This window comes from Alteromonas sp. M12 (assembly GCF_037478005.1).
Classification (GTDB): domain Bacteria; phylum Pseudomonadota; class Gammaproteobacteria; order Enterobacterales; family Alteromonadaceae; genus Aliiglaciecola; species Aliiglaciecola lipolytica_A.
This window is the reverse complement of the sequence record NZ_CP144164.1, coordinates 4476258-4498963: the sequence shown is the minus strand read 5'-3', so window position 1 is coordinate 4498963 and position 22706 is coordinate 4476258. Positions and strand designations below refer to the sequence as shown.

Annotated in this window: 19 protein-coding genes; 14 read left to right on the top strand and 5 right to left on the bottom strand. The window is 42.5% G+C overall.

Annotated features, from left to right (window positions below; all coding sequences use genetic code 11):
* Window positions 1-17 precede the first annotated feature (17 nt).
* Window positions 18-1229, top strand: coding sequence for a nitric oxide-sensing protein NosP (gene nosP, locus VUI23_RS19345; protein ID WP_216048699.1), 1212 nt, complete (start codon window positions 18-20; stop codon window positions 1227-1229).
* Window positions 1195-3879, top strand: a complete 2685-nt coding sequence (locus VUI23_RS19340) for a NahK/ErcS family hybrid sensor histidine kinase/response regulator (protein ID WP_216048700.1) — start codon at window positions 1195-1197, stop codon at window positions 3877-3879. Before nosP ends, VUI23_RS19340 begins: the two co-directional genes overlap by 35 nt.
* A gap of 66 nt (window positions 3880-3945) precedes the next feature.
* On the opposite strand, the gene VUI23_RS19335 is transcribed toward VUI23_RS19340, so the two are convergent.
* The 5 genes from VUI23_RS19335 to VUI23_RS19315 form a co-directional block, all read right to left on the bottom strand.
* Window positions 3946-4611, bottom strand: a complete 666-nt coding sequence (locus tag VUI23_RS19335; RefSeq protein WP_342805528.1) for a response regulator transcription factor — start codon at window positions 4609-4611, stop codon at window positions 3946-3948.
* A 61-nt stretch (window positions 4612-4672) separates the two neighbouring features.
* Window positions 4673-5470 carry an ABC transporter permease gene (locus tag VUI23_RS19330; protein WP_342805526.1) on the bottom strand — a complete coding sequence of 266 codons (798 nt, stop codon included), beginning with the start codon at window positions 5468-5470 and terminating at the stop codon, window positions 4673-4675.
* Complete coding sequence (locus VUI23_RS19325; RefSeq protein ID WP_342805524.1) at window positions 5467-6231, bottom strand: ATP-binding cassette domain-containing protein; 765 nt, start codon at window positions 6229-6231, stop codon at window positions 5467-5469. Before VUI23_RS19325 ends, VUI23_RS19330 begins: the two co-directional genes overlap by 4 nt.
* Window positions 6228-7187, bottom strand: coding sequence for a YVTN family beta-propeller repeat protein (locus VUI23_RS19320; RefSeq protein WP_216048703.1), 960 nt, complete (start codon window positions 7185-7187; stop codon window positions 6228-6230). Before VUI23_RS19320 ends, VUI23_RS19325 begins: the two co-directional genes overlap by 4 nt.
* Before the next feature lie 3 nt (window positions 7188-7190).
* On the bottom strand, window positions 7191-8462 hold the full coding sequence (locus tag VUI23_RS19315; protein WP_342805522.1) for an ABC transporter substrate-binding protein: 1272 nt from the start codon (window positions 8460-8462) through the stop codon (window positions 7191-7193).
* Window positions 8463-8709: 247 nt separating this feature from the next.
* Between VUI23_RS19315 and pedF the strand changes: the two genes are divergently transcribed.
* The 12 genes from pedF (at window position 8710) to nagA (ending at window position 22700) form a co-directional block, all read left to right on the top strand.
* Window positions 8710-9156: a cytochrome c-550 PedF gene (gene pedF / locus VUI23_RS19310; protein WP_216048705.1), complete on the top strand. Its 447-nt coding sequence runs from the start codon at window positions 8710-8712 to the stop codon at window positions 9154-9156.
* Window positions 9157-9159: 3 nt separating this feature from the next.
* Window positions 9160-10053 (top strand): transporter substrate-binding domain-containing protein, encoded by an 894-nt coding sequence (locus VUI23_RS19305; RefSeq protein ID WP_342805520.1) that lies wholly within the window; start codon window positions 9160-9162, stop codon window positions 10051-10053.
* Window positions 10054-10480: 427 nt separating this feature from the next.
* Window positions 10481-12244 (top strand): PQQ-dependent methanol/ethanol family dehydrogenase, encoded by a 1764-nt coding sequence (locus VUI23_RS19300; protein WP_216048707.1) that lies wholly within the window; start codon window positions 10481-10483, stop codon window positions 12242-12244.
* Between the two features lie 143 nt (window positions 12245-12387).
* Complete coding sequence (locus tag VUI23_RS19295; protein WP_342805518.1) at window positions 12388-14478, top strand: 4Fe-4S binding protein; 2091 nt, start codon at window positions 12388-12390, stop codon at window positions 14476-14478.
* 223 nt (window positions 14479-14701) lie between these two features.
* Window positions 14702-15184: a copper chaperone PCu(A)C gene (locus tag VUI23_RS19290; protein WP_342805516.1), complete on the top strand. Its 483-nt coding sequence runs from the start codon at window positions 14702-14704 to the stop codon at window positions 15182-15184.
* 37 nt (window positions 15185-15221) lie between these two features.
* Window positions 15222-16181: an MbnP family copper-binding protein gene (locus VUI23_RS19285; protein ID WP_342805514.1), complete on the top strand. Its 960-nt coding sequence runs from the start codon at window positions 15222-15224 to the stop codon at window positions 16179-16181.
* Between the two features lie 71 nt (window positions 16182-16252).
* On the top strand, window positions 16253-17419 hold the full coding sequence (locus VUI23_RS19280) for an MbnH family di-heme enzyme (RefSeq protein WP_342805512.1): 1167 nt from the start codon (window positions 16253-16255) through the stop codon (window positions 17417-17419).
* Window positions 17419-18597, top strand: a complete 1179-nt coding sequence (locus tag VUI23_RS19275) for a hypothetical protein (protein WP_342805510.1) — start codon at window positions 17419-17421, stop codon at window positions 18595-18597. Before VUI23_RS19280 ends, VUI23_RS19275 begins: the two co-directional genes overlap by 1 nt.
* 34 nt (window positions 18598-18631) lie before the next feature.
* A complete protein-coding gene (locus VUI23_RS19270) occupies window positions 18632-19876 on the top strand; it encodes an ATP-binding protein (protein ID WP_216048713.1) in 1245 nt (414 codons plus the stop codon).
* Window positions 19873-20394 carry a response regulator gene (locus VUI23_RS19265; protein ID WP_342805508.1) on the top strand — a complete coding sequence of 174 codons (522 nt, stop codon included), beginning with the start codon at window positions 19873-19875 and terminating at the stop codon, window positions 20392-20394. The genes VUI23_RS19270 and VUI23_RS19265 overlap by 4 nt, the downstream gene beginning before the upstream one ends.
* A 181-nt stretch (window positions 20395-20575) precedes the next feature.
* Complete coding sequence (locus VUI23_RS19260) at window positions 20576-21469, top strand: BadF/BadG/BcrA/BcrD ATPase family protein (protein WP_342805506.1); 894 nt, start codon at window positions 20576-20578, stop codon at window positions 21467-21469.
* 94 nt (window positions 21470-21563) lie between these two features.
* Window positions 21564-22700, top strand: coding sequence for an N-acetylglucosamine-6-phosphate deacetylase (gene nagA / locus VUI23_RS19255; RefSeq protein ID WP_342805504.1), 1137 nt, complete (start codon window positions 21564-21566; stop codon window positions 22698-22700).
* Window positions 22701-22706 lie beyond the last annotated feature (6 nt).

Below are 22706 nucleotides of genomic sequence, written 5' to 3'. Positions count from 1 at the left end.
ATACATCAGGAGGAAACATGGGCAATCAAAATCTGCATTTAAATGTGGTGGAAAAATCTATCCCAGGCGTGGCAATGGCTGGTTCGGAGCATACTGACCCTGTGCTTGCTGCCGAAGAAATTTATGCTGCGATTGCGCCTTGTCAGCCAACATGTGTAGTGTTTTATTGTGGGGTTAATTATCCTCAAGCAGAACTATCAAAAGAGTTGACTAAGTATTTTTCAGATACGGTGGTAATAGGTTGTACTTCTGCTGGTGAAATTACCCCGTTGGGCTATCGTAAACACAGCATTAGCGCATTTGCATTAAGTAGCAGTGAATTTGCTGTTGAGTCTATATTAATTGAAGATTTAGCCACCTTTAATGTAGCTGAATCTGATGTTTTAGTCGGTGGAATGATGGATAAATTGCGTGAAAAAGCAGTGTCTCCTCATCCCATTGAAAAGCAGTGTTTTGCTTTGTCGTTATTAGATGGTTTGTCTGTACGTGAAGAGTTGGTGATAAATGCACTAAGTTTGAGTCTGCAAGATATCCCCATCGTGGGTGGTTCTGCAGGCGATGACCAGAACTTCCTCAACACACAAGTTTATTACGATGGCCAATTTTACACTAATGCTGCGGTTATCATGTTAGTGAATACAATTTGTGAGTTCGAAGTGTTTAGCCAGCATCACTTATCACCAGAAGACGAAAAGCTAGTGGTAACACAGGTAGCACCTAATTCCCGTGTGGTGCATGAATTTAATGCCGAACCTGCGGCGCTTGAGTACTGTAGAATTAATGGTTTGAAGTTAGAGGATTTGAACTCTAAAACTTTTGCAATGTACCCACTGGCGGTACAATTTGGTGAACAATTGTATATTCGCAGTATTCAAAAAGTGAATGACGATCTGAGTTTAACTTTTTTCTGTGCCATCGACTCAGGCGTGGTGTTAACTAAAATGATTTCGCCCGGATTGTTGCCACATACATCGCTTATTTTTAATTTATTGAAAGAATCCGTGGGTGAGATGCAGTTGGTTATTGGATTTGATTGTATTCACCGACGAATAGAAATAGAACACCATGATATTGCCGAAGAAATGTCTGTAATGTATCGAAAGAACAATGTAATCGGCTTTAGTACCTATGGCGAACAAATTAACGGATTGCACCTGAATCATACCTTTACGGGTGTTGCTATTGGATATCCATATGACCCAAACCAACGTTCCCTTACCAGAAAGTAGTGAGCTAACTGTCAAAGTAGATCATGAGAGAACTGAACTAGAACAACTGCGCTATGAAAATCAAAAACTTAGCAAAATAAACAATGTTTTGATGCGTCGCGTTGAAATGGGGTGGGGAAATCACAGTGACGCATATCAATCCTTCGAAGATGCAGCGCTACTGGCTGATAAAGTAAAAGAACGAACTCAAAAACTGCAGCAAACCCTTCATCGACTTGAAGAGTCGAACCAAAAATTAGAACAAGCACGTTTGGATGCTGAACGTAACCGGCAGGCATCAGATCAGGCACGACAAAGACTCAATGATGCAATTGAAAGTATCTCTGAATCCTTTGCTTTATTTGATGATGAACGAAAAATGGTGATGGTAAATAGCCGTTGCAGCGAGTTCTGGCGCAAACACAATATTGATTTTGAAATTGGCAAAACAACCTTTCAGGAAATCACTGCCGCGTCTTTACCTTATGTTGATAAGCAGGCAAAAGCACAAAAGACGGTGGGAATGTATCCTGATCCTATCACCCATACTATTTTTAAACTCAAAGATGGTACCTGGATTCAAATGTCCGAAAGAAAGTCCTCTGAAGGGGACTTAGTTGTAGTTTATACCGACATTACTAACATTAAACAAAGTGATGAGCTGCGCTATGAAAAAGCCATGGCTGAACAAGCTCAGGTACTAAAGTCGACCTTAGAAAACATGTCTCAGGGAATTGCCTTAGTGAATGCAAATGGCAATATTGAAACGTGGAATCAACGGTTTTTACAATTAGCAGGTATTCGCAAAAACAAAGTTCATCGTGGTGATAACTATCTTGGACTACTGCGAGGTAGTGAGTTAGATGAGTCACTTACCGAGAACCAATTGTCAGGTATTCTAACTCAAAAGGATGATTTTGAGACTGAAAAAACCTTGCAAAGCGGCAAGGTTATTCTTATCAAACGGCATTCAATAAGTGGCGGTGGATATCTGAATAGTTACACTGATATAACCGAACGCAGCCTAAACCAACAGGCTCTGCAAGAAAGTGAGCAGCGTATTCGATTAATAACCGATGCGATGCCTGCGTTGATTTCATATGTAAACAAAGATATGTGTTATGAATTCGTCAACCGCGAATTCGAAAAATGGTTCCAGCGGTCTCGCTCAGAAATCATTAGCCACCATTTGAATGATGTACTAGGTGAAGAAGAATTCAACAAACTTTATCTGTACATTGAAAGGGCGATGCAAGGGCAATCAGTCAACTTTGAGGTTGAGCACAGGCACGATGGTGGTAATCCGCGTATCTCCAACAAGACTTTCATTCCTCACTTTGACCAAGATCGTAATGTCATTGGATTTTTCACGTTAGAACAAGACGTAACTGAGCAGCGCAGAACGGCCAAAGCGTTACGCCATGCCTATGACTACATGGAGCAGCGAGTTAATCAACGCACCCAAAAAATATCTGAAATTAATCTGCAGTTGCGCCAGGAAATAGAAGATCGCCAATTGGCCGAAAAAAGTTTAATTGATGCGAAAAGCGAGGCAGACCGCGCCAATGAATCTAAAAGTAAGTTCCTAGCGGCGACTAGCCATGATTTATTGCAGCCGATGAATTCTTCGCGGCTATTTGTCGCTGCGCTGAATGAACTTAGTTTGAGTGCCGATGCTGAAAAACTGTTGAGTTCGTTAAGTTACTCATTGGAAAACCTCGAATCACTAATCAGTGCTTTAGTGGATATTTCAAAACTTGAAGCTGGCTTGATCGAACCCGTATTAGAAGACTTTTCGATTAATGACTTATTGAATAATTTGGCCAGTGAATTTGGTCCGCAAACCGAAGCGAAAAATTTACGTTTTCGATTTAGCGGCTCTACCCGAGTGGTGCATTCTGATGCTTATTTATTGGCTCGTATTTTACGTAACTTACTCAGTAATGCCGTGCGTTACACCAATGAAGGCTCAATACTCTTAGGGGTTCGCAGACGCAAATCGGCACTGGAAATTCAAGTCTGTGATACTGGTATCGGCATTCCAGATGATAAGTTAGTGGAGATATTCCACGAATTTAACCGTATTGATGCGAAAAAGCGACGTCACGATCAGGGGTTGGGTTTAGGTCTGGCTATCGTTGAAAAGCTGGCCAGTGTTATGAATCATCGTATCTCTGTAACTTCGGTAGAAGGCCAAGGTTCTAAGTTTAGTATCTTCATTCCTTATGGCACAAAAAGCAGCCAAGAATTGTCCTTGAACCAAGCAACGGCTCAAGATAGATTCAATAGTCACCTTGAAGATGCGAATATTCTAATCATTGATAATGATATTGAAATTTGTTCCGGGATGGAGACTTTATTGCAAGGCTGGGGATGTCAGGTAACCAGTGTTCAAACTCTAGAACAACTGCAAGACCGCAACTGGTTAAGGTCATTGGCGCCACAATTGATAGTTGCCGATTTCCATCTTGATAACGGAGAAACCGGTTTTGATGCACTGAAAATTACCGAAAGTGTGTTAGGAAAGTCAGTGCCTGTGATTATGATTACGGCCAACTATACCAATGAGCTTCGCCAACAAGTGCGAGAAAAAGGTTATTCTTTACTCAATAAACCGGTGAAGCCCCATAAGATGAAGCTGGCAATTTCTAACTTACTATCTAACAACTAAGCCCAATTGGCCTTATTCAGCGCTGACTGATTAAGAGCAGTTGGGATAACCGATTAAACTAAATTTTTAGCGAATTAAGTATTGGTTAAAATCAATATTAGCCGCACACAAAGCTGCTTGAATTCGATTGTGTACATTTAATTTATTTAATATCGCAGAGACATGGGCTTTAACAGTGGTTTCTGCAATATTGAGTTCGTAAGCGATTTGCTTATTCGATTTGCCTTTGGTGATACACTCGAAAACCAGTAACTGTCTCCTTGTTAGCGCACCAATTAATTTCGGATCTATCTGTTGTGCGGCTAAATCTTTTTTCGGTTCACTAACGGAACCTTTACGAATAATATCCGGTGGCAAATAGACTTGACCAGAAAGCACTTGTTCAATAGCCGCGACAATTTGCTCACAACTCGAAGATTTAGTTATGAAACCAACGGCGCCATAAGTAAATGATTGAAGAACAACACTCTTATCTTCTTCTGCTGAAACGATCACAATCGGCACTTCAGGATATAAATTGCGAAATCGGACTATCCCATTCAAACCATCCATACCGGGCATGTTGAGATCAAGTAAAACTAGGTCGATATTCGGATTCTCTTCTGCTTGAGCAAGAGCTTCTTCCAAATCAGTACAAGTGATCGTTTGCGTGTCAGGGATATTTCGCTCTACAAAATCGGTAATTGCATAGCGGAACAATGGATGATCATCAGCTACTAATATTTCTATCATAATGAACAACCTAATTTGAGTTTAACAATTATTTTACAAGATTTGGGCGTGTACTGTCGAGTCATATCTTGGTTCTCACTTTTTGCAAACTACGTTTGGGGTCGTAACCCCAGATGGCTAAGGCGCTTAGTATTACCGTTGTTACCAAGGTTATTATCATGGCATTAAAATTCGCTGATTCATACAAGGCGAATCGAATAAGTTCTACTCCATGAGTAAAGGGGTTGTATTGAGATATCCAATATAACACTTCGTTTGACTCGCGCATTTTCCAAAGTGGGTAAAGAGCTGAGGATAAGAAAAACATCGGAAATACGACAAAATTCATTACTCCTGCAAAGTTCTCAAGCTGTTTAATTCGAGAGGACAAAAACAATCCTAGTGCTCCTAACATTAGGGCCGTGAGCAGCAGTGCAGGAAAGGCCAGCAAGTAACCCACTAGTGTCATTTTAATCCCCAACAGCCATGCTATCGCAAAAAATACATATACTTGAATAATGGAGATACTGGCACCCGCCAGCAGTTTTGCAATGAGTAAAAATGGCCTAGGCATAGGACTGGTGAGGAGTACTTTCATACTGCCCATCTCGCGGTCATAAACCATAGATAACGAACTTTGTAAGCCGTTAAATAGCAATATAATGCCTGCCAGTCCCGGCACTATATAGACGTCATAGGTTATGTAGGTTTGATAAGGGGGGATAATCGCAATCCCTAAGGCTGCGCGAAATCCGGCGGCAAATACCACTAACCATAAAAGCGGTCTGACGATAGCGCTTACTAGCCTAGCTTTTTGTTGTAGAAAGCGCAGCATCTCTCGTTTAATAATACCGTTAAAGCAATACCAGTATTGAATCATGAGGCTTCCCCTATAGTCATTTTCTGATACAAAGTTGCCACATCGCTGCAACCCTGGTCAGACAGTGCTTTTTGACAAGGAGCGTCTAGACATACCTTTCCTTGATGTAAAATAAACAGATGATCCTGTAAGGTGATTTCATCAATTTGATGGGTGGAAGACAAAACGGTAATTCCGTCTTTGGCACACAGTTGTCTGATATGTTGATTGATACTTTGTCTGGTTTCTACGTCCAAACCCACGCTTGCTTCATCGAGTAATAGCAATGTCGGTTGGTGCAGCAGAGCCCTGGCTATTTCTACACGACGACGATGACCGCCATTGAGATTTCTGACTTTTTCATGTTGTCTATCTTGTAAATTAAAACGACTTAATTCTGCTTGCATTCGTTGGCTGGCGATACTGCGTTTTATGCCATGCAAACTGGCGTGATACAGCAGATTTTGGGCAATGCTCAAATCTAAATCTAAGGTACTTTGCTGAAACACTATGCCCATAGATTGCATCGCACTGCGCGGCGACTTTTGTATATTTTCACCTTGCACTTTTATCTCACCATGTTCGGTATTCAATAACCGACAAATAAGTGAAAATAATGTGCTTTTACCCGCGCCATTAGGGCCCAGCAAAGCGTAAAACTTGCCCGCTTCGAGAGACAAATTGACCTGTTCTAGTACTTTCTTCTGCTGATAACGATAATTCAGATCTGTTATCTCTAGTACTCTTGATTCGGTGTGACTGATTGCTTGATTTTGCTTCACGGTTTCACCGCTATACCCCAAGGATAACGACCGACTCTAATGGTCTTTATCACTTCTAGATCCTCGACATCAATGATGGATACATCACCACTTACCCCATTGGTCGTTAAAAGTAACGATTGGTCTTTTGCAAAGGCCAGTTGCCACACTCGTCGTCCCACTAATAAGTAATCAAGCACCTCAAAGGTTTTTGCATCAACCACTGCAACGTGGTTTGAGGGTCCTAAAGCCACAAAAGCATATTTGCCATCATCGGTTAGTTTTATTCCGACCGGTTGCACCCGATCTTTGTGTACCCCTTTCACATTAAAGCGAATGGTATGTAGTATTTTTCGCGTATCAACATCAACAATTGTGACTGTGCCACCGATTTCCGATGATGACCACAATTGTTTCCCATCTAAACTAAATTCCACATGACGGGGGCGCTGATCAACCAAGGTGTTATCGACCAATTGAAAATTGCTGGTATCAATCCAATGCAACATATTGGTAGTTTCAGTGGTATTTATTGCCCACTTTCCATCTGGGCTAATCGCCATGCCCTCAGGCTCTACACCAACATCGATTTGGGCGAGGACGGTGCGGGTTTGTGTATCGACTACCGTAACCACAGCGTCGTCCTCATTGGCGATGTATAGATGACGGTCATTTTTGTGCAACGCAAATTGTTCGGGATCTTCACCAGAGGGTAGGTTGTGAATAATTCTATTGGTCGCCACATCCATTACTTGTACCGCATCAGATTCACTGGCGCAAATATACAAGTAAGCAAAATCTTTACTAAAAATGATGCCCCTAGGGCGCATTCCCACATCAATGGTATCGATCACCTCTAAACTATCTAGGTCAATGATTGAGATGGTGTCATCTTTCTCGTTAGACACATAGGCGGTTTCTGCGTAGGCCAAATTTAAATTTGCGAGTAAGAATGAGATTAACAACAGGTTTTTCATGATTTATACCTTGTCCATATTGCATTTAACTTCAGGTTTGTCGTATCCGAGCGTATCGAGATCAGTCGAAGGATGCAGAAAACCTTGTTGTGGTGATTGACTAACTAACGCATTGGGCTGAACTAACGGAATGGGTTGGCGCAGTTGGCCGTTATAGTCCCGAAAAGTTAGCTTTCTACCTTTAAATGCGGCCAACTCAAATTTATCGCTTAGCAAATACTGATACAACACTTGTACATCATTTGATTTGGTTCGAGTAACTGCTTCAGCTATCGCCCTTACTGCTAACCAAGCGGCATAATCTTCGTTTTGCATATCTCTAGCAGTGAACTGATTAAATCGGTTTTGCAACTGCACAGCTCCCCACTGTTCAATACTATGATGCCAAGCGACCGGAGTGAGGCCATGAGTACCTGCTACCGGCCGGGGGAGCCAAGTGTTATATGGCAGATAAAAACCGTATTGGTTGTGCGCATCGGTGACAATAACCACATCGTAATCTTTCGACTGGGTGAGCGCTGGGACTTCTTGTTGTGCAACCCGTCTTAAGTCAGTAGTGAACGTCCATTTACGTTGACCAATGATTTTACTTCCAAAGCGTTTCGCTGAACGTTGATAGGAGGCCGCAATAGTCTGATCTTGCTGATCAGATGAACTCACGATTAACCACTTTTGCCAGCGTTTAAACACCATGAATTGGGCCAGTGCATCACTTAGCATAGCTTGACTTGGAATGGTGTGCAGTAACCCGCTTTGACATTGATTAGTGCGCCAAGTATCACTTTTATTGCCAGCATTTATGACTAAGCGGCGGGCTGAATTATGGCTTAATAAATTGGCCAAAAGCGCGTCGCTACCTACCGCTATTATTGGTCCTTGGTGATGTTGTTCCCATTTGGAAACTTGTTGCTGTAATGCACTAATGTTGGCATCTTGAAAGACTGTTAGTGCGAAATGCTGTTGTAAAAATCGACCAGTCGTATTGCTATCATTAATACCTAGTTGCGCGCCTGAGACGGCCAGATTGTCTGCCCGTAACTTACTCGCAAGGACGCTGTTAGGCTTGGCTGGTTGCTCTACTACTATCGCGATTGGAATCGTTAAGTTTGCTGCACTTTGTTGTGCTTTAACCTTGGTAACCGAGCCTACACACAGCAAAGTCAGTAAACTTAAGCAGATTGTTTGATAATCAATTCGTCGCCATAGTCGCAAACCCAATAAAGTACTTGGCATTTTTGGTTGGGCATCATCGTCCGTACTGTTCAGCATAAACATGAGCGCAATTCCTTCTTTATCACTAAGTCTGACTCATACTAATGGAAGATTTAGGCTTTATGTATGAGCAAAAAGGATGAAAGGTTTACTACCTAAGTACAATTGGAAGCTTTTTTTGAATCACCTAACGTTACCCTATTGGCTGGGATGAGATGCTCAAACGACAAACAACACGACTAAAGTTGTCTGCTTCTAGAGACCAGCTAAGACTTTTAGATGACTTTAAGACAACTTTTGGAGAACGATAATGAATAAATTAGCTACAGCTGTATGTGCAAGTTCGCTGGCGATGATGTCTGTGTTTACTTATCAAGTGTACGCCCATGGTGATGTTACGCCGCAAGCCGTTGATGTAAGTAGTTTGCCTGAATTAGGTGAGGAATGGCGTGAGACAAATCCATTTACTGGCAATGAGCAAGCAATAAAAGTAGGTGACTCCGCCTACAACCAGAACTGCGCTCGTTGTCATGGCCTTGCGGTGATCTCTGGTGGAATAACCCCGGATTTACGTAAACTGAATGATCCTAATGAATTTTTTAGCAGTGAAGAAGCGGATGCTTGGTTCATGAGCCGTATTCGTCATGGCGCAGTAGTGGATGGCCGAGTTTATATGCCTCCGTTCGAAGGTATTTTAAGCCAAGAAGCAATGTGGGCAATTAAAGCATACATTGAAACTCGTGACGTGCCAGAGTAAGCCATGAGTAGTCAACTTGGGTGTCGCTACCTGATTGCAGGAATTTTACTCTTTATGAGTATGTTTCCTGCTGCTTCGATGGCGCGTAGTTTTGATGACATCATGGAGTCTGGTTACATCTCGGTGGCTGTCTATAACGACTTTCCACCCTATTCGTTCAAACAAGGGGACGAACCAAAGGGCATTGATGTAGATGTTGCCAAAGAAGTAGCCAAGCAGCTTGAGCTAGATATTCGCTGGATGTGGATTACCGCAGATGAGAACCTCGAAGATGATATGCGCAATGCTATCTGGAAAGGCCACATCATCACTCGGGAAAAAGCCGATTTGATGATGCGAGTGCCATACGATCGAAAGTTCAGCTACGCAATTGACGGCTATGGATTACCTAAAAACGAAATGGTGGTGATGTTTGGTCCCTATCATCGAGAGAGTTGGGCAATCCTCAAAGATACCAAAAAAACCAATAACATCGATACCTTAGCTATCTTTCAGTACGAAAAAATTGCGGTTGAAATCGATTCTTTACCGAGTTTTTTTCTAGGCGCAACAATAGGTGGACGTTTACGCGATAACATTATTCATAGCAAAGATATTTTCGAAGCAATCGACCTGCTGAAAAAACAAGAAGTTGCGGCCGTCTCTGGTATGCGTTCGCAATTAGAGTGGGGAATGCCTGATATTGAACCGCGCTTCACGATAAATGCCGCTGGTTTGGCAGCTATCAGCATTAAATCTTGGGACATTGGAATGGCGGTACAACAAGATTTTCGTCAGCTGGCGTATGCTATTGAAGATCAAATCACCCTGATGGTCGACGACAAGCGAATGCAATCTATCTTTGACAGTTACGGCATCACTTTTGAACCAGCCAGCCTGTATCAACAAAGTAAATAACACCCTTGGTTAGAGCCGCAGTGCTCTAATCAATTTTCAATCTGTAATTTCCTCCTCCTCATTTGTGCAATTAGGCTTTTTCAATTTGCCTAATAATCCGCAAACGCTGTTGAAAGTGAATTAACAAGCAAATAGTGAAAAAAAGTATTTAGATTGTTTGGGACTTTAGAATGCGTAATTTTTTGCTAAGTACTACTACTAACGGACTAAGAATGATAATCCAAGGTTCAATGGTTGTTAACAAGTTGTTGTTCGATACTAATTCACGACGGCTAAGGTGGTGAAAGCAGTTTAATACGTTTTACCGCAAGAGACGGACAATTACATTAAATCCCGGGGATACCAGTCAGTACGTAGGACCGCCTCGGAAAAACAATAAAGGCGGTGTAACGCCTTAAAGTACCTGTTGAACTACTGGAGAATTCTAATGAAAAGCCGAAAAATTTCAGGCCAATTGCTTAGTACGACACTTGGCCTATCCCTCGCGTTTGGGGTGTTAAGTGCAAGTGCGCATGCCGCAGTCACAGATAAAGATATTATCAACGACCAGCAAACCACAGATGATGTGGTTAGTTATGGTCTTGGTCCTCGTGGTCAGCGATACAGTCCACTTGATACTCTGAATACCAAAAATGTCAAAAAAATGCATCCTGTTTGGGCTTTCTCTTTAGGGGGCGAGAAACAACGTGGTCAAGAATCACAGCCAATAGTGAAAGATGGTGTGATGTACGTGACGGGGTCCTATTCTCGAGTGTATGCAATTGATGTGGACACTGGTGATGAACTTTGGCAGTACGAAGCTCGACTACCTGATGGCATCATGCCTTGTTGTGATGTGATTAACCGTGGTGTGGCAATCTATGATGACTTGGTTATCTTCGGTACGCTAGATGCAATATTGGTCGCCTTGGATCAGAAAACCGGTAAGGTTCGCTGGCGTAAAAAGATGGGTGATTACAAAGCAGGTTACTCATCTACTGCAGCACCTATGATCGTTAAAGGTATGGTCGTGACGGGTATATCTGGTGGTGAGTTTGGGGTAGTGGGTAAAGTTGAAGCCCGAGATGCTAAAACCGGTGAGTTAATTTGGTTGCGTCCCACTGTAGAAGGCCACATGGGATACCTCAATGGTAAAGAGAACGGGATTACTGGCGGCGAAGCAAACAAAACCTGGACCGGCGACCTGTGGAAAACTGGTGGCGCAGCTACTTGGTTAGGTGGCACCTATGATCCAGATACAGATTTGATATTTATGGGTACTGGTAACCCAGCACCATGGAACTCCCACCTACGTCCAGGTGACAACTTATACAGTTCATCCCGTTTAGCCATCGATCCTGATACTGGAAAAATTGTTTGGCATTTTCAAACCACGCCACATGATGGTTGGGATTTTGATGGTGTGAACGAAGTTATTGCGTTTGACTATAAAGATGGCCGCAAAACGGTAAAAGCAGCAGCAACCGCAGATAGAAATGGTTACTTTTATGTTCTTAACCGTGAAGACGGTAAGTTCATTCGCGGATTTCCATTTGTTAACGGGATTACTTGGGCTACGGGCTTAGATGAAAACGGACGCCCAATTTTTAGTGAAACAGGTCGTCCAGGAAATCCAGCCGACTCTGAGTCAGGTGAGAAGGGTAAATCGATCTTTTCTGTACCTGCATTCTTAGGTGGTAAAAACTGGATGCCTATGGCTTACAGTCAAGATACTGGATTGTTCTATGTACCTTCTAATGAATGGGGCATGGACATTTGGAATGAGCCGGTAAATTACAAAAAAGGTGCGGCTTATTTAGGTTCTGGCTTTACCATTAAACCTATTTTCGACCACATAGGTTCATTAAAAGCGGTTGATCCTAAAACCGGCGAATTGGTCTGGGAATTCAAAAATAAATCGCCTTTATGGGGTGGTGTATTGGCCACTGCTGGTAACTTAGTGTTCACTGGAACACCTGAAGGTTATTTATATGGCTTTAATGCCAAGACTGGTGAAGTCGTTTATAAGTTTAATACTGGATCAGGCATTGTTGGCTCGCCTGTGACTTGGGAAAAAGACGGTGAACAATACCTGAGCGTGTTATCTGGATGGGGTGGCGCTGTTCCATTGTGGGGCGGTGAAGTTGCTAAGACCATCAAAGATATCAACCAAGGAGGAACCGTTTGGACCTTTAAATTGCCACGCAGTTAATGTTGGCGCCGTGACAAGGGGGGGTCCCACCATCTTGTCACGTTTTTTATTTAAGTGGTCTGGCAGCTGTATTTGCCAGACCGTTTTTAATTTGATTACGTCAGTTTGTTTATCAACTGAGGCAAATTAGGAAGCCAATTGCCATGATGCTTGTTCGCAATTGTTTAATCATATTCGCAATCACCTTCTTGCATAGCGCAGCGCAGGCGTCTGCCATACCTGAAGAACAAATCAAACAAATATTTCCTAAAGCCACGTTAATCGGTGAAACCCTAGCGGAGTATCCGGTACAACCGGTATATCAACTTCAAGAATTACTTGGTTACGTATTTCAAACAAATGACTTAGTCGAACTTCCGGGTTTTTCAGGCGACAAAATTAACCTTTTGATTGGACTCGACACTTTAGGCAACATCAAAGGGATTCAAATTTTAGCGCATCATGAGCCAATATTTCTGCATGGTTTAGGTCCTGAGCCATTAAATGCATTCATTGCCCAATACATTGGTAAAAACGTATCCAATCGAATCATAGTAGACAAAGCCGCTAACGATACCAATCCCGATGACAACACTGTACATGTTGATGGCGTTACCAAAGCCACTGTCTCTGTGATTGTGGTCAATGACACTGTTTTGTTGTCTTCTTTGCAAGTGGCTAGAAATATGTTGGAGGGTTTTACAGTTGCGCCTTTAGCTACCCCTAACGACGATTTTCAGCCACTCACATGGCAACAACTTTTAGACAAAAACTATGTGCAAAAATGGACGCTAACCCGAGAACAATTTGAACAACAATTACATGCCGCATTAGAAGACTTTCCAACAGATACATTCACCACCGAACAAGGTGATGAATTTACTATTTACTACGCCTATTTGAATGCTCCTAGTATTGGCATTAATTTGCTTGGTGAGGGTGAGTACCAACGATTAATGGACGGATTAAAGCCTAACGAACAAGCGTTTGCGGTTATGTCAGAAGGTTTTTATCACTATCTGGAAGATGATTTCAAGCCAGGTACAGTGGCAAACCAGATTAGTTTGGAGCAAGGCAGTTTACCGCTGGCGATGCGGGATTTAAATTTTTATAGCTTTACTGAGCCTAGCCTAGCGCAACAAGCGCCAATCGCCGATGATTTACAACTGTTTGTGGTTAATACGCAGTCGGGATTTAATCCTAGTTTACCGATGCAGTTTTCCCTCAATATAACAGTGGCTAAAAACCACCTCGTACAACAACAAGCTAGTTTTCAGAATGAATATAAGTTGCCACTGTCTCTTTTTGATATTGCGGAGGCTGTTGAAGTTGAGGCCGCTACACCGCCATGGGTAAGAATATGGGAATCTCGGATTGCTGTGATAAGCGTTTTAGTTATTAGCTTAATCGCCGTCACTTTTATTTTCGTCTATCAGCATCGGTTGTCTGCTAATCAAAAATTGTTCCGTGTGGTACGTTGGGGGTTCATGTTTTTCACCCTGTTTTTCATCGGTTGGTATGCGCAAGGGCAATTATCGGTAGTTAATATATTTCCAATTATTCAAAGTCTATTCAAAGGCTTTGAAATTCAAATGTATTTAATGGATCCGGTGTTGTTTATTTTGTGGATCTACGTTTTTATCAGCTTGTTTATAGTCGGCCGTGGAATATTTTGTGGGTGGTTATGTCCTTTTGGCGCATTGCAGGAAATGCTTGGTTGGGTGGCTAAAAAGTTACGTATTCGCCAAAAGAAAGTGCCGTATTGGTTACACAGCAAGTTGTGGTGGATTAAATATGCAATATTGATAGGGCTGGTATTTACCTCAATTTATTCGCTGGGCACTGCGGAAGTGTTGTCAGAAGTTGAACCTTTTAAAACGACGATTACCTTGCAGTTTTATCGTTATTGGCCATTTGTTGTGTATTCCTTGGTACTACTTGGCGCGGGTTTATTTATTAATAAGTTCTACTGTCGGTATGTATGCCCATTGGGGGCTGGATTAGCTATTTTAGGCTATTTCCATTTGGGGGAATGGCTAACCCGCAGGAAAGACTGTGGCTCTCCGTGCACCTTATGCCACCATAAATGTGATATCAAAGCTATCACCCCAAAAGGTGAGATTAATTACAATGAATGCGTTCAGTGTTTGGAATGTATTGTGTATTACAACAATGATGATTTATGCCCCCCGCTTAAAAAGAATAAGCGCAAAAAAATGGGTAAAGCCATCGACGTTTCTCAGCAAGCAGTTTAAACACTGTACCTTTTATTTGGTGTTTAGTTTCCGTTCCTGAATCTATATAGATTCAGGCTTTCGGGCTTTATCTTCCGCGCTGCATTGACTAAAGATGCACTATGTTTCAATTATTTAACCCACTGAATTGCTAATAGGGTGCGACAATATGTCGCATTGTTGATAGCACTTAAGTTTCTATAATGGTCGCCAATCATCGTTATTGTTTATATTGGAATAGGCCATGCGTATATTGCTCTGGCAACTCACATTTGTATTTTCTTTGTGTTCTTTTAGCGTGCTTGCACACGACTTTAATGCTGGCAAATTACAGATTGAGCATCCATGGGCTCGACCGACTGCGCCTGTTGTAACAACGGGGGCCGTGTACCTAAACATCCACAATCCCAGTGCTGAATCGGAAAAGTTAATTGCCGTGAAAGTACCTGAAAATATTGCTTCATCGGTTCAAATACATCAAACCACCTTCAATCAAAATATGGCCAGAATGCGTGAAGCCCGCGATGGTTTAATTATTCCAGCTAAAGGAGAATTAGCGCTACTCCCCAAAGGCGCGCACATCATGCTGCTTGGCCTTAAAAAGCAATTACAAAAAGGCGATAAATTTATCGCGACTTTGCAATTCGAACACAGTGGAGAACTACCCGTCGAGGTTTGGGTAGAAGATAAACCTAATCAGTCTGCCACTGAAGGCTCGCATCACTAGTAATTCATCATTAACCACTCATTATTAGAGAACTATTATGCAAATGAATGCACGTTTTATATCTACCAGTATCGCCGGATTATTTGGTCTTAGTGTTTTAACGGGGTGCGGTGGAAGCAGTTCCAGCGACGATACTTTAGTGGCTCCTGTAGCCACAGCTTTTAATCTTAACTTTAAAGCTATGAGCGGTTCTGAAGAAATCAATTGTGACACCATGCTAACAGGATACGGCAGTGATCAGAGTTACAGTGTTGGTTTGAGCGATCTGCGTTTTTATGTGAGCAATATTAAATTTTATGACCAGTATGATGTTGAGATTGAGATCACATTAGATGAAAACGAATTCCAGTATCAAAACGCAGAAGGTTTTGTTGGACTCGTAGATATGACCAGCAATTCAAGTGGTTCTTGCCAATCTGATGCAATCGCGTTTAGTGAAGGTACCGCTCGGACAAATACCTCAATAACTGGGACGTTGTTTGATACTGGCGTCACTAAAGTGACCTTTGATGTTGGTGTTCCCCAAGGCGTAATGAAAGATGTAATTGCGACCAACTCAGCTGAAGACGCTCCTTCTCCATTAAATGAAATGTATTGGTCTTGGGCAGGTGGTTATCGCCATTTCGTGATGAACTTTGCCATTGAAGATACCAATGGGGTTGCTGGTGAAGGTTACTTACACATAGGTAGTCGCGGATGTGGTGGAGATGGATTGCTTGCACTTGAAGGTAAAGATGAGTGTGACTTTGTAAATACCCCCAAAGTCGAGCTCATTGATTTTGATCCGGCGGTAAATACTGTGGTGATTGATGTGCAAAAGGTGTTGAACGATGTGGCGTTTGCATCAACAAATGGAACCGATGCACCTGCTGTAAGTTGTCACTCCGCGCCTAGTTCTGCACAAGTGGACTGCGGCCCTATATTCGTTAACTTTGGGATTGACGGGGACACTGGAGAAGCGACTGCCAGCAGCAATCTAACCGTGAGTATGGAATGATTTTCAAGGTTGTTGTTGAATCTTCGTTTTGCCTTATTAGATATTTATTTTAGTGCAATTAAAGTGATGATATGAAGTACATTTTTGCAGTCGTGATAGTGGCAATGTTAAGTGCCTGTAATCAATCGTCCACTACGACGGTGGAAGAAAGTGTGCAACAAGAAACCCTAAGGGAATTGTTGGATCTACCTGAGCATATGGCGGTGCCAGCAATTCCTGATTTTAACCCGCTCACTCGGGAAAAAATTGAACTGGGTCGTTTTTTGTTTTACGACAAACGCTTGTCTGCTAATCAAACTCAATCTTGTGAATCATGTCACGACCAACAATTGGCTTTTTCTGATGGCTTAGAAGTGCCAACAGGCTCCACCGGCCATCAATTAACCCGCAACAGTCAAGGTTTGGCAAATGTGGTTTATCATTCGACATTCACTTGGAGCAACGATACGTTTCTGGAACTTGAAGATCAGCTAAATGTGCCCATTCGTGCCGATAATCCTATTGAATTAGGCGTTACTGACTCGGAACTTGAAGAAGTGTTAGCACGCTTTGATGCTGATCCCGCTTATGTTGAAATGTTTGCAAATGCTTTTCCTCAGAGTGATACAGGCGCCACAATCAATAAAATCATTTTTTCTTTAGCCAGCTTTGTGCGCACCATGATAAGTGCCGGTAGCGCTTATGATCAGTACTTACTGGGCGATAAAACCGCACTGACAGAACAGCAAAAATTGGGATTTCAATTATTTAATGGTGAAAGGTTCGAGTGTTTCCATTGCCATACTGGTGCAAACTTTTCTGTTTCCTATCGAGACTCGAATACAAATTCAGGCAACATCCAATTCCCATTTTTCAATAACGGTTTGTACAACGTTGATGGTGAGGGCAGTTACCCCGCAAGCGATCAAGGTTTATACGATTTAACCTTAAATGAAGCTGATAAAGGGTTGTTCAGGCCACAAAGTCTTCGCAATATCGAATTAACTGCGCCTTACATGCACGATGGCAGTATTGCCACATTGCGGGAAGTCATCGAGCACTATGCCCGTGGTGGGCGTTTAATCGAATATGGTGAAAACGCCGGTGACGGTAATTTAAGTCCGTTGAAGTCTGGACTCATCTTGGGATTTGTCGCAAGTGATGAAGAGATAGATGCTGTGATCGCTTTTTTAGAGTCACTTACCGATTACGAATTTATTAATAACCCTAAATTTTCAAACCCTTTTGAAGAGCAATAATGAAACTCAAAGCATGCTTAATTTTTGGATTTTTTGTCCCTTTTACATCGCAAGCTCACGAAGTTGAGGGCATAGCCGCGCGTCCAGACTCAGTTGAAGTGCGAACCGCAATCACTTATCGAAGCGAAGATGCGTTCTCGGATACTGAAATTTGGCAGTTCCCTGGTGTACTACTTGGCGGCGAAGCGCTTCCTGTAGAAAAAGGTATAACTTTGGATGATGTGCAATTGTTGGGGCACTTAAACATTAAAGATGATTACTTCATTAGCACCAAAGTAGGGGCTCACAGTCACAGTGGTGAAAGCGAGTTAGAATTAGAAAACCTTTGGTTTGGGACGCGCTCTTCTATCGCAGGACAGCCATTGTTATTTGAAGTAGGTAAAATGGCAACTGAAGTGACACTGACGGCTAATTTTCACGCATCTGACGATGTATTTAGTGAAGCTCCTTTGCTCGCTGATGTCTTTTTTGGACGGCATTCCAGAGACTTAGGAGCGCGCGCTAGAATCCGTTTGATGGGAATTGATTTTGGTGCTGAGCTTTGGAATGGCGACAATTGGCCAGCGACCTCCGGAGAAGGTGCCGCAGCATTGTTCGCCCATTATCAATATGAACACGACGGGATAAATGCCACTTTAGGTAGTTGGCTAATGCATAGCCGAGCGGAGAATCGAGTTGATGAACGTTATAGCGATGGTCACAGCCATGGCGACCAAGATCTTACCGCATCAGATCTCTCATTCTCTGGTGATACCACTATGGTCGGGGCATTTGCTAATCTTGAATGGCAACTTAACCCTATCACTTTACATGCTGACGTTGAATGGATTCGAGCTGACTTCGATGCTGACCTAGCTGACACAACGCAGACAGCGGTTTTAGACGCCACTCAAGATGGTTACAAGTTTCAAGTTGGCGTGTCACTTGATAATCATACCTTACAAGCTAAGTATGAGCGTTTAGTGGTAGACAATCGATTTACTGAGACATCACAAACCTTTATCCAACAGTCAGGCTTATTTAATAATGACCATGAACCGGCAAAAGCTGCTGTGGCTTGGATTTGGCAGTTTCACCAAGACTTCAGGTTTCGTACTGAATGGTATCAAGATGATACCCAAGAAGAAGGGGTTAGTAGATGGTCTGTGGGTTTAGTTTGGCACTATAAGCTGCTATAAATAATGAAAAATAGACTAAAGTGATTTAATCTCGATGCCACACCTACAAACTAACCGACAACTATTAAAACTCATCAAACTGCGATATGGATTCATATTTGCGCAGTTGTTGGTCGTTTTACTTGCCGAATATTGGTTTGAATACACACTTCCTTATTTAACTTTAAAGTTAATTATTGCACTAGAGTTGGCGATTAATATGTTGCTATTCTATTGTTATCGAGGCAATCGAAACGCCCACTCAGGTGAATATCTGTTCCAAGTTTTGCTCGATATTGTACTTTTGACAGTATTGTTATTCTTTGCCAAAGGTGCAACCAACCCCTTTGTTTCGTTATTGTTGATACCCGTCGCGATTGCCGCAGTTACTCTTTCTCGTCGCTTGTTGCTGTTGGTCAGCTTTGCCGCTTTAGTGGCTTATTCTGTATTATTCTTTAGCATTGACCCTCATCAGATGCATATGGTCGATATGCAGCAACACTTCTTAGGAATGTGGGTGAATTTTGTTGTATCTGCATTGGTGGTGGTGCTGGTGGTGGCATCTTTAGCCCAAGCTATGCGAAACCAAGAGCGTTTTGTAAGCAAGTTGCGGGAAGAACAATTACGGCAAGAACAATTGGTAGCATTAGGCACTACTGCAGCTCAATTTGCTCATCAACTGGCAACCCCCTTGGCGACGGCAAATTTGCTAACCGAAGAGCTTGAGTTTGAATTAAATGATGACAATCCTCTGCTCAAACAATTGAGCGAACAATTAAGTTTATGTAGCCGTCGTTTGGAAGATTTTCGCGAGATGTCGGAAGAGGTAAAGTTAAACACCAAAAGACTGATTCCAATACCTCAATTGTTTGTCAAATTGCAACAAGAGGTACAGCTAAATTTTGCTGATATAGAAGTCCAATACAAAATAGCGAGCTTAGAGAAATTTGCTGTTCGTGCAGATACCACTTTGTTACCCGCGTTATTAAATTTAATTCAAAATGCTGTGCAATCTAGTAAACGTAATAACTGCCAACAGATTCAAATTCAGTGTCAAGTCAATAATCATGCTAAAACAAGTCAACTGGTGCTCAGTATCCGTGATTTTGGTACCGGACTACCCGAACAGAGCTTGCTCGAGTTGGGGTCGACCTTAGTAGAAAGTCAACAAGGATTTGGTATGGGAGTATTACTTAGTCACGCTACATTAGAGCGTTTGGGAGCGCAACTGCGCTTGTACAACCATTCAGAGTCAGGGGCGGTGGCCGAAGTTTTATTAGAATTGGTAACCCTACAATGAAACTTTTGTTAGTGGAAGATGAGCAGAGTTTTGCCGATATTTTATTGCGACGTCTGACACACCAAGGATATCAATGTTTGCACGCAGATACTGTGGAAAAAGGCCTAGAAATGGCACAGCAATCATTTCCAACACACTTAATTTTAGATTTAAAAGTGGGCAGCCAAAATAGTTTGTCCATCTTGCCGCAATTAAGGCAGTTATTACCCACTTCTCGAATCATTCTGTTAACTGGATATGCCAGTATTGCGACCGCAGTTGAAGCTATTAAAGCTGGTGCAGATGATTATTTGTCGAAGCCTGTAGACAGTAAAACCTTGTTAGCAATGTTAGCCGGTGACACCCCAAAAGAGGTCACACAGAATACTAATATCATGTCGCCTGCAAGGTTGGAATGGGAACACATTCAGCAAGTTCTGAAAGCTAATCAGGGAAATATTTCAGCAACTGCTCGGCAACTGGGAATGCATCGCAGAACCTTACAACGTAAATTAATCAAAAAACCGAGAAGCGATTAAGTAAAAACTAGTGCTGCTCTATCTCATTTGGCTTACCTCATTTTAAGCGTACCTAAACCCGCAAATATGGTTAACTGTTCAGCGCTAAAATAGACAAAATTATATTTACTGCAGAGGTGATTTAATCAAGCTGCAAAAATATCATGTTAGAATGCAATTTGATTGCTATGAGGACATAAAATTGCTTAATCCTTCCTATTTTTTGGGTATTGATGGTGGTGGTAGTAAGTGCAAAGCGCGCTTAGAAGATGCACAAGGAAATCTTTTAGCTGAAAGTGTCGCCGGCCCTGCGAATCCTGCACGGGATCAGCAATTGGCAATGGCATCCATCCAACAGGTCAGTGAACAGGTTGTAAAGCTTGCGGGTTTACCTAATTCCGCCTTGGCAAATACCTACACAGCTATGGGGCTTGCTGGCTTGAATTTACCTTTTTATAAAGCGCAAATGCTAGAGTGGCAACATCCATACGCTCAGTTGACCCTGAGTACTGATTTATACATTGCGTGCTTAGGTGCTCATAATAGTGATTCAGGCGCCATTGTTATAGTTGGAACCGGTAGTTCTGCGCTTGCCTGTAATCAGGGGCTGCAGTTTGAGTACGGAGGCCATGGATTTTTGTTAGGCGATAAAGGCAGCGGTGCTTGGATGGGACTGCAAACTGTGCGTTGGGCATTAGAAAGTTTCGATGGCATTGCACCATCAAGTCCATTTGTTGAGGCGGTTTTTCAGTTTTTTAATTGTTCAGATCCCGCCCAAATAGTCGAAAAATATTTAACCTCCAGTTCCGCAGATTTTGCTAAATTAGCGCCATTAGTGTTCGAATATGCAGATCAAAACGATTTTGTTGCAACAGGAATTGTCAAACAAGGAGCAACTTATTTGAGCTCTTTGGCGAGAAAATTACAGACTCATGGGCCTCAACGTACCGCCTTTATAGGTGGGTTAGCCTCACGCATCCAACCTTGGTTGGATGAAGATATTCAAGGCTCTATTCAGCCACCAATTGCCGCACCAGAGTATGGCGCAATTATGTTGGCGAAAAGAGAATTTGACCTATTACATAACAGCAAGTAGCGCTCGCTGTTGTGTTTTAGCGAGAATGTAACGACCCTTTTAATCCAAGTTAACTCCAATTGAGATAATTAGGCTAATCACACAGGAATCAAATATGACTTTTTACCACGCCAGTCGATTGTTCGATGGGCAATGTATTCGAGATAATGTCAGGTTGAGTGTTGAAAACGGGGTTATACGCGGATTAGATACGAATCCCCAATCCACAGATTTACCTTTAAAGGGGTTGGTGACAGCTGGTTTTATTGATACTCAAGTGAATGGTGGTGGCGGGCTCATGTTTAATCAACAACCGAGCCTGACTACGATCAGAAAAATCAGACAAGCACACAGTTTGTTTGGCACAACAGCAATGTTACCAACACTGATTACCGACAATTTGGCCATTATGCAGCAAGCGGCAGACGCTATTGCAGAAGCGATTGTGTTAAAAGAACCGGGAATTTTGGGCATACACTTTGAAGGGCCTCATCTGAGTATTCCTAAGCGCGGAATTCACTCAAGTCATGAAATAAGACCGCTAAGCGAAGAGGAAATGGCGATTTTTTGTCGTCAAGATTTGGGTAAAGTTGTGGTCACTGTGGCCCCCGAAAATGTCTCAGCTGCACAGATATCGGAATTGGTAAGCTGCGGTGTGATTGTTTCTTTGGGTCACTCAAATGCTGACATTGATACTGCTCTGCAAGCCATCGATGCTGGCGCTAGTGGGTTTACGCATTTATTCAATGCCATGTCAGGCTTGGCGGCGCGAAATCCAGGAATGGTGGCTGCAGCATTGCACGATCCCCGAGTTACTTGTGGACTGATAGCCGATGAATTACATGTCCACCCTTACAATTGCCGTTTAGCGTTCCAGTGCAAAGGCTGGCAGAATTTAATGTTGGTGACGGATGCCATGGCACATGTTGGGGCTGATGTTGAATCCTTACCTTGGCTGGATACGCATATTATACGTACCGGTAACAAACTCACCTTACCCGATGGCACCTTAGCTGGCTCCGCTCTGGATATGGCATCAGCAGTGAGTAATATTCATCAAAATATGGGAATAGCCTTAGAGTCAGCGCTAAATATGGCAAGTTTAACTCCCGCTCGTTTTTTAGATTGCTCAGATAGAGGTAAAATAAGTGTGGGGATGCAAGCGGATTTTGTGCTGTTAGATGATCAACTGAATACCTTAGGTTGTTGGATTGGTGGTGTTCAGGTTACCCATGAAGGGGCTCAAATATAATCTATG

Bases quoted from the DNA above. Each gene is read 5' to 3' on its own strand.
- VUI23_RS19290 (WP_342805516.1), top strand. From the start codon at position 14,702: ATGCGTATATTGCTCTGGCAACTCACATTTGTATTTTCTTTGTGTTCT.
- VUI23_RS19335 (WP_342805528.1), bottom strand. From the start codon at position 4,611: ATGATAGAAATATTAGTAGCTGATGATCATCCATTGTTCCGCTATGCA.
- VUI23_RS19340 (WP_216048700.1), top strand. From the start codon at position 1,195: ATGACCCAAACCAACGTTCCCTTACCAGAAAGTAGTGAGCTAACTGTC.
- VUI23_RS19265 (WP_342805508.1), top strand. From the start codon at position 19,873: ATGAAACTTTTGTTAGTGGAAGATGAGCAGAGTTTTGCCGATATTTTA.
- nagA (WP_342805504.1), top strand. From the start codon at position 21,564: ATGACTTTTTACCACGCCAGTCGATTGTTCGATGGGCAATGTATTCGA.
- VUI23_RS19330 (WP_342805526.1), bottom strand. From the start codon at position 5,470: ATGATTCAATACTGGTATTGCTTTAACGGTATTATTAAACGAGAGATG.
- VUI23_RS19305 (WP_342805520.1), top strand. From the start codon at position 9,160: ATGAGTAGTCAACTTGGGTGTCGCTACCTGATTGCAGGAATTTTACTC.
- VUI23_RS19295 (WP_342805518.1), top strand. From the start codon at position 12,388: ATGATGCTTGTTCGCAATTGTTTAATCATATTCGCAATCACCTTCTTG.
- VUI23_RS19280 (WP_342805512.1), top strand. From the start codon at position 16,253: ATGAAGTACATTTTTGCAGTCGTGATAGTGGCAATGTTAAGTGCCTGT.
- VUI23_RS19320 (WP_216048703.1), bottom strand. From the start codon at position 7,187: ATGAAAAACCTGTTGTTAATCTCATTCTTACTCGCAAATTTAAATTTG.
- VUI23_RS19300 (WP_216048707.1), top strand. From the start codon at position 10,481: ATGAAAAGCCGAAAAATTTCAGGCCAATTGCTTAGTACGACACTTGGC.
- VUI23_RS19285 (WP_342805514.1), top strand. From the start codon at position 15,222: ATGCAAATGAATGCACGTTTTATATCTACCAGTATCGCCGGATTATTT.
- pedF (WP_216048705.1), top strand. From the start codon at position 8,710: ATGAATAAATTAGCTACAGCTGTATGTGCAAGTTCGCTGGCGATGATG.
- VUI23_RS19315 (WP_342805522.1), bottom strand. From the start codon at position 8,462: ATGTTTATGCTGAACAGTACGGACGATGATGCCCAACCAAAAATGCCA.
- VUI23_RS19270 (WP_216048713.1), top strand. From the start codon at position 18,632: ATGCCACACCTACAAACTAACCGACAACTATTAAAACTCATCAAACTG.
- VUI23_RS19275 (WP_342805510.1), top strand. From the start codon at position 17,419: ATGAAACTCAAAGCATGCTTAATTTTTGGATTTTTTGTCCCTTTTACA.
- nosP (WP_216048699.1), top strand. From the start codon at position 18: ATGGGCAATCAAAATCTGCATTTAAATGTGGTGGAAAAATCTATCCCA.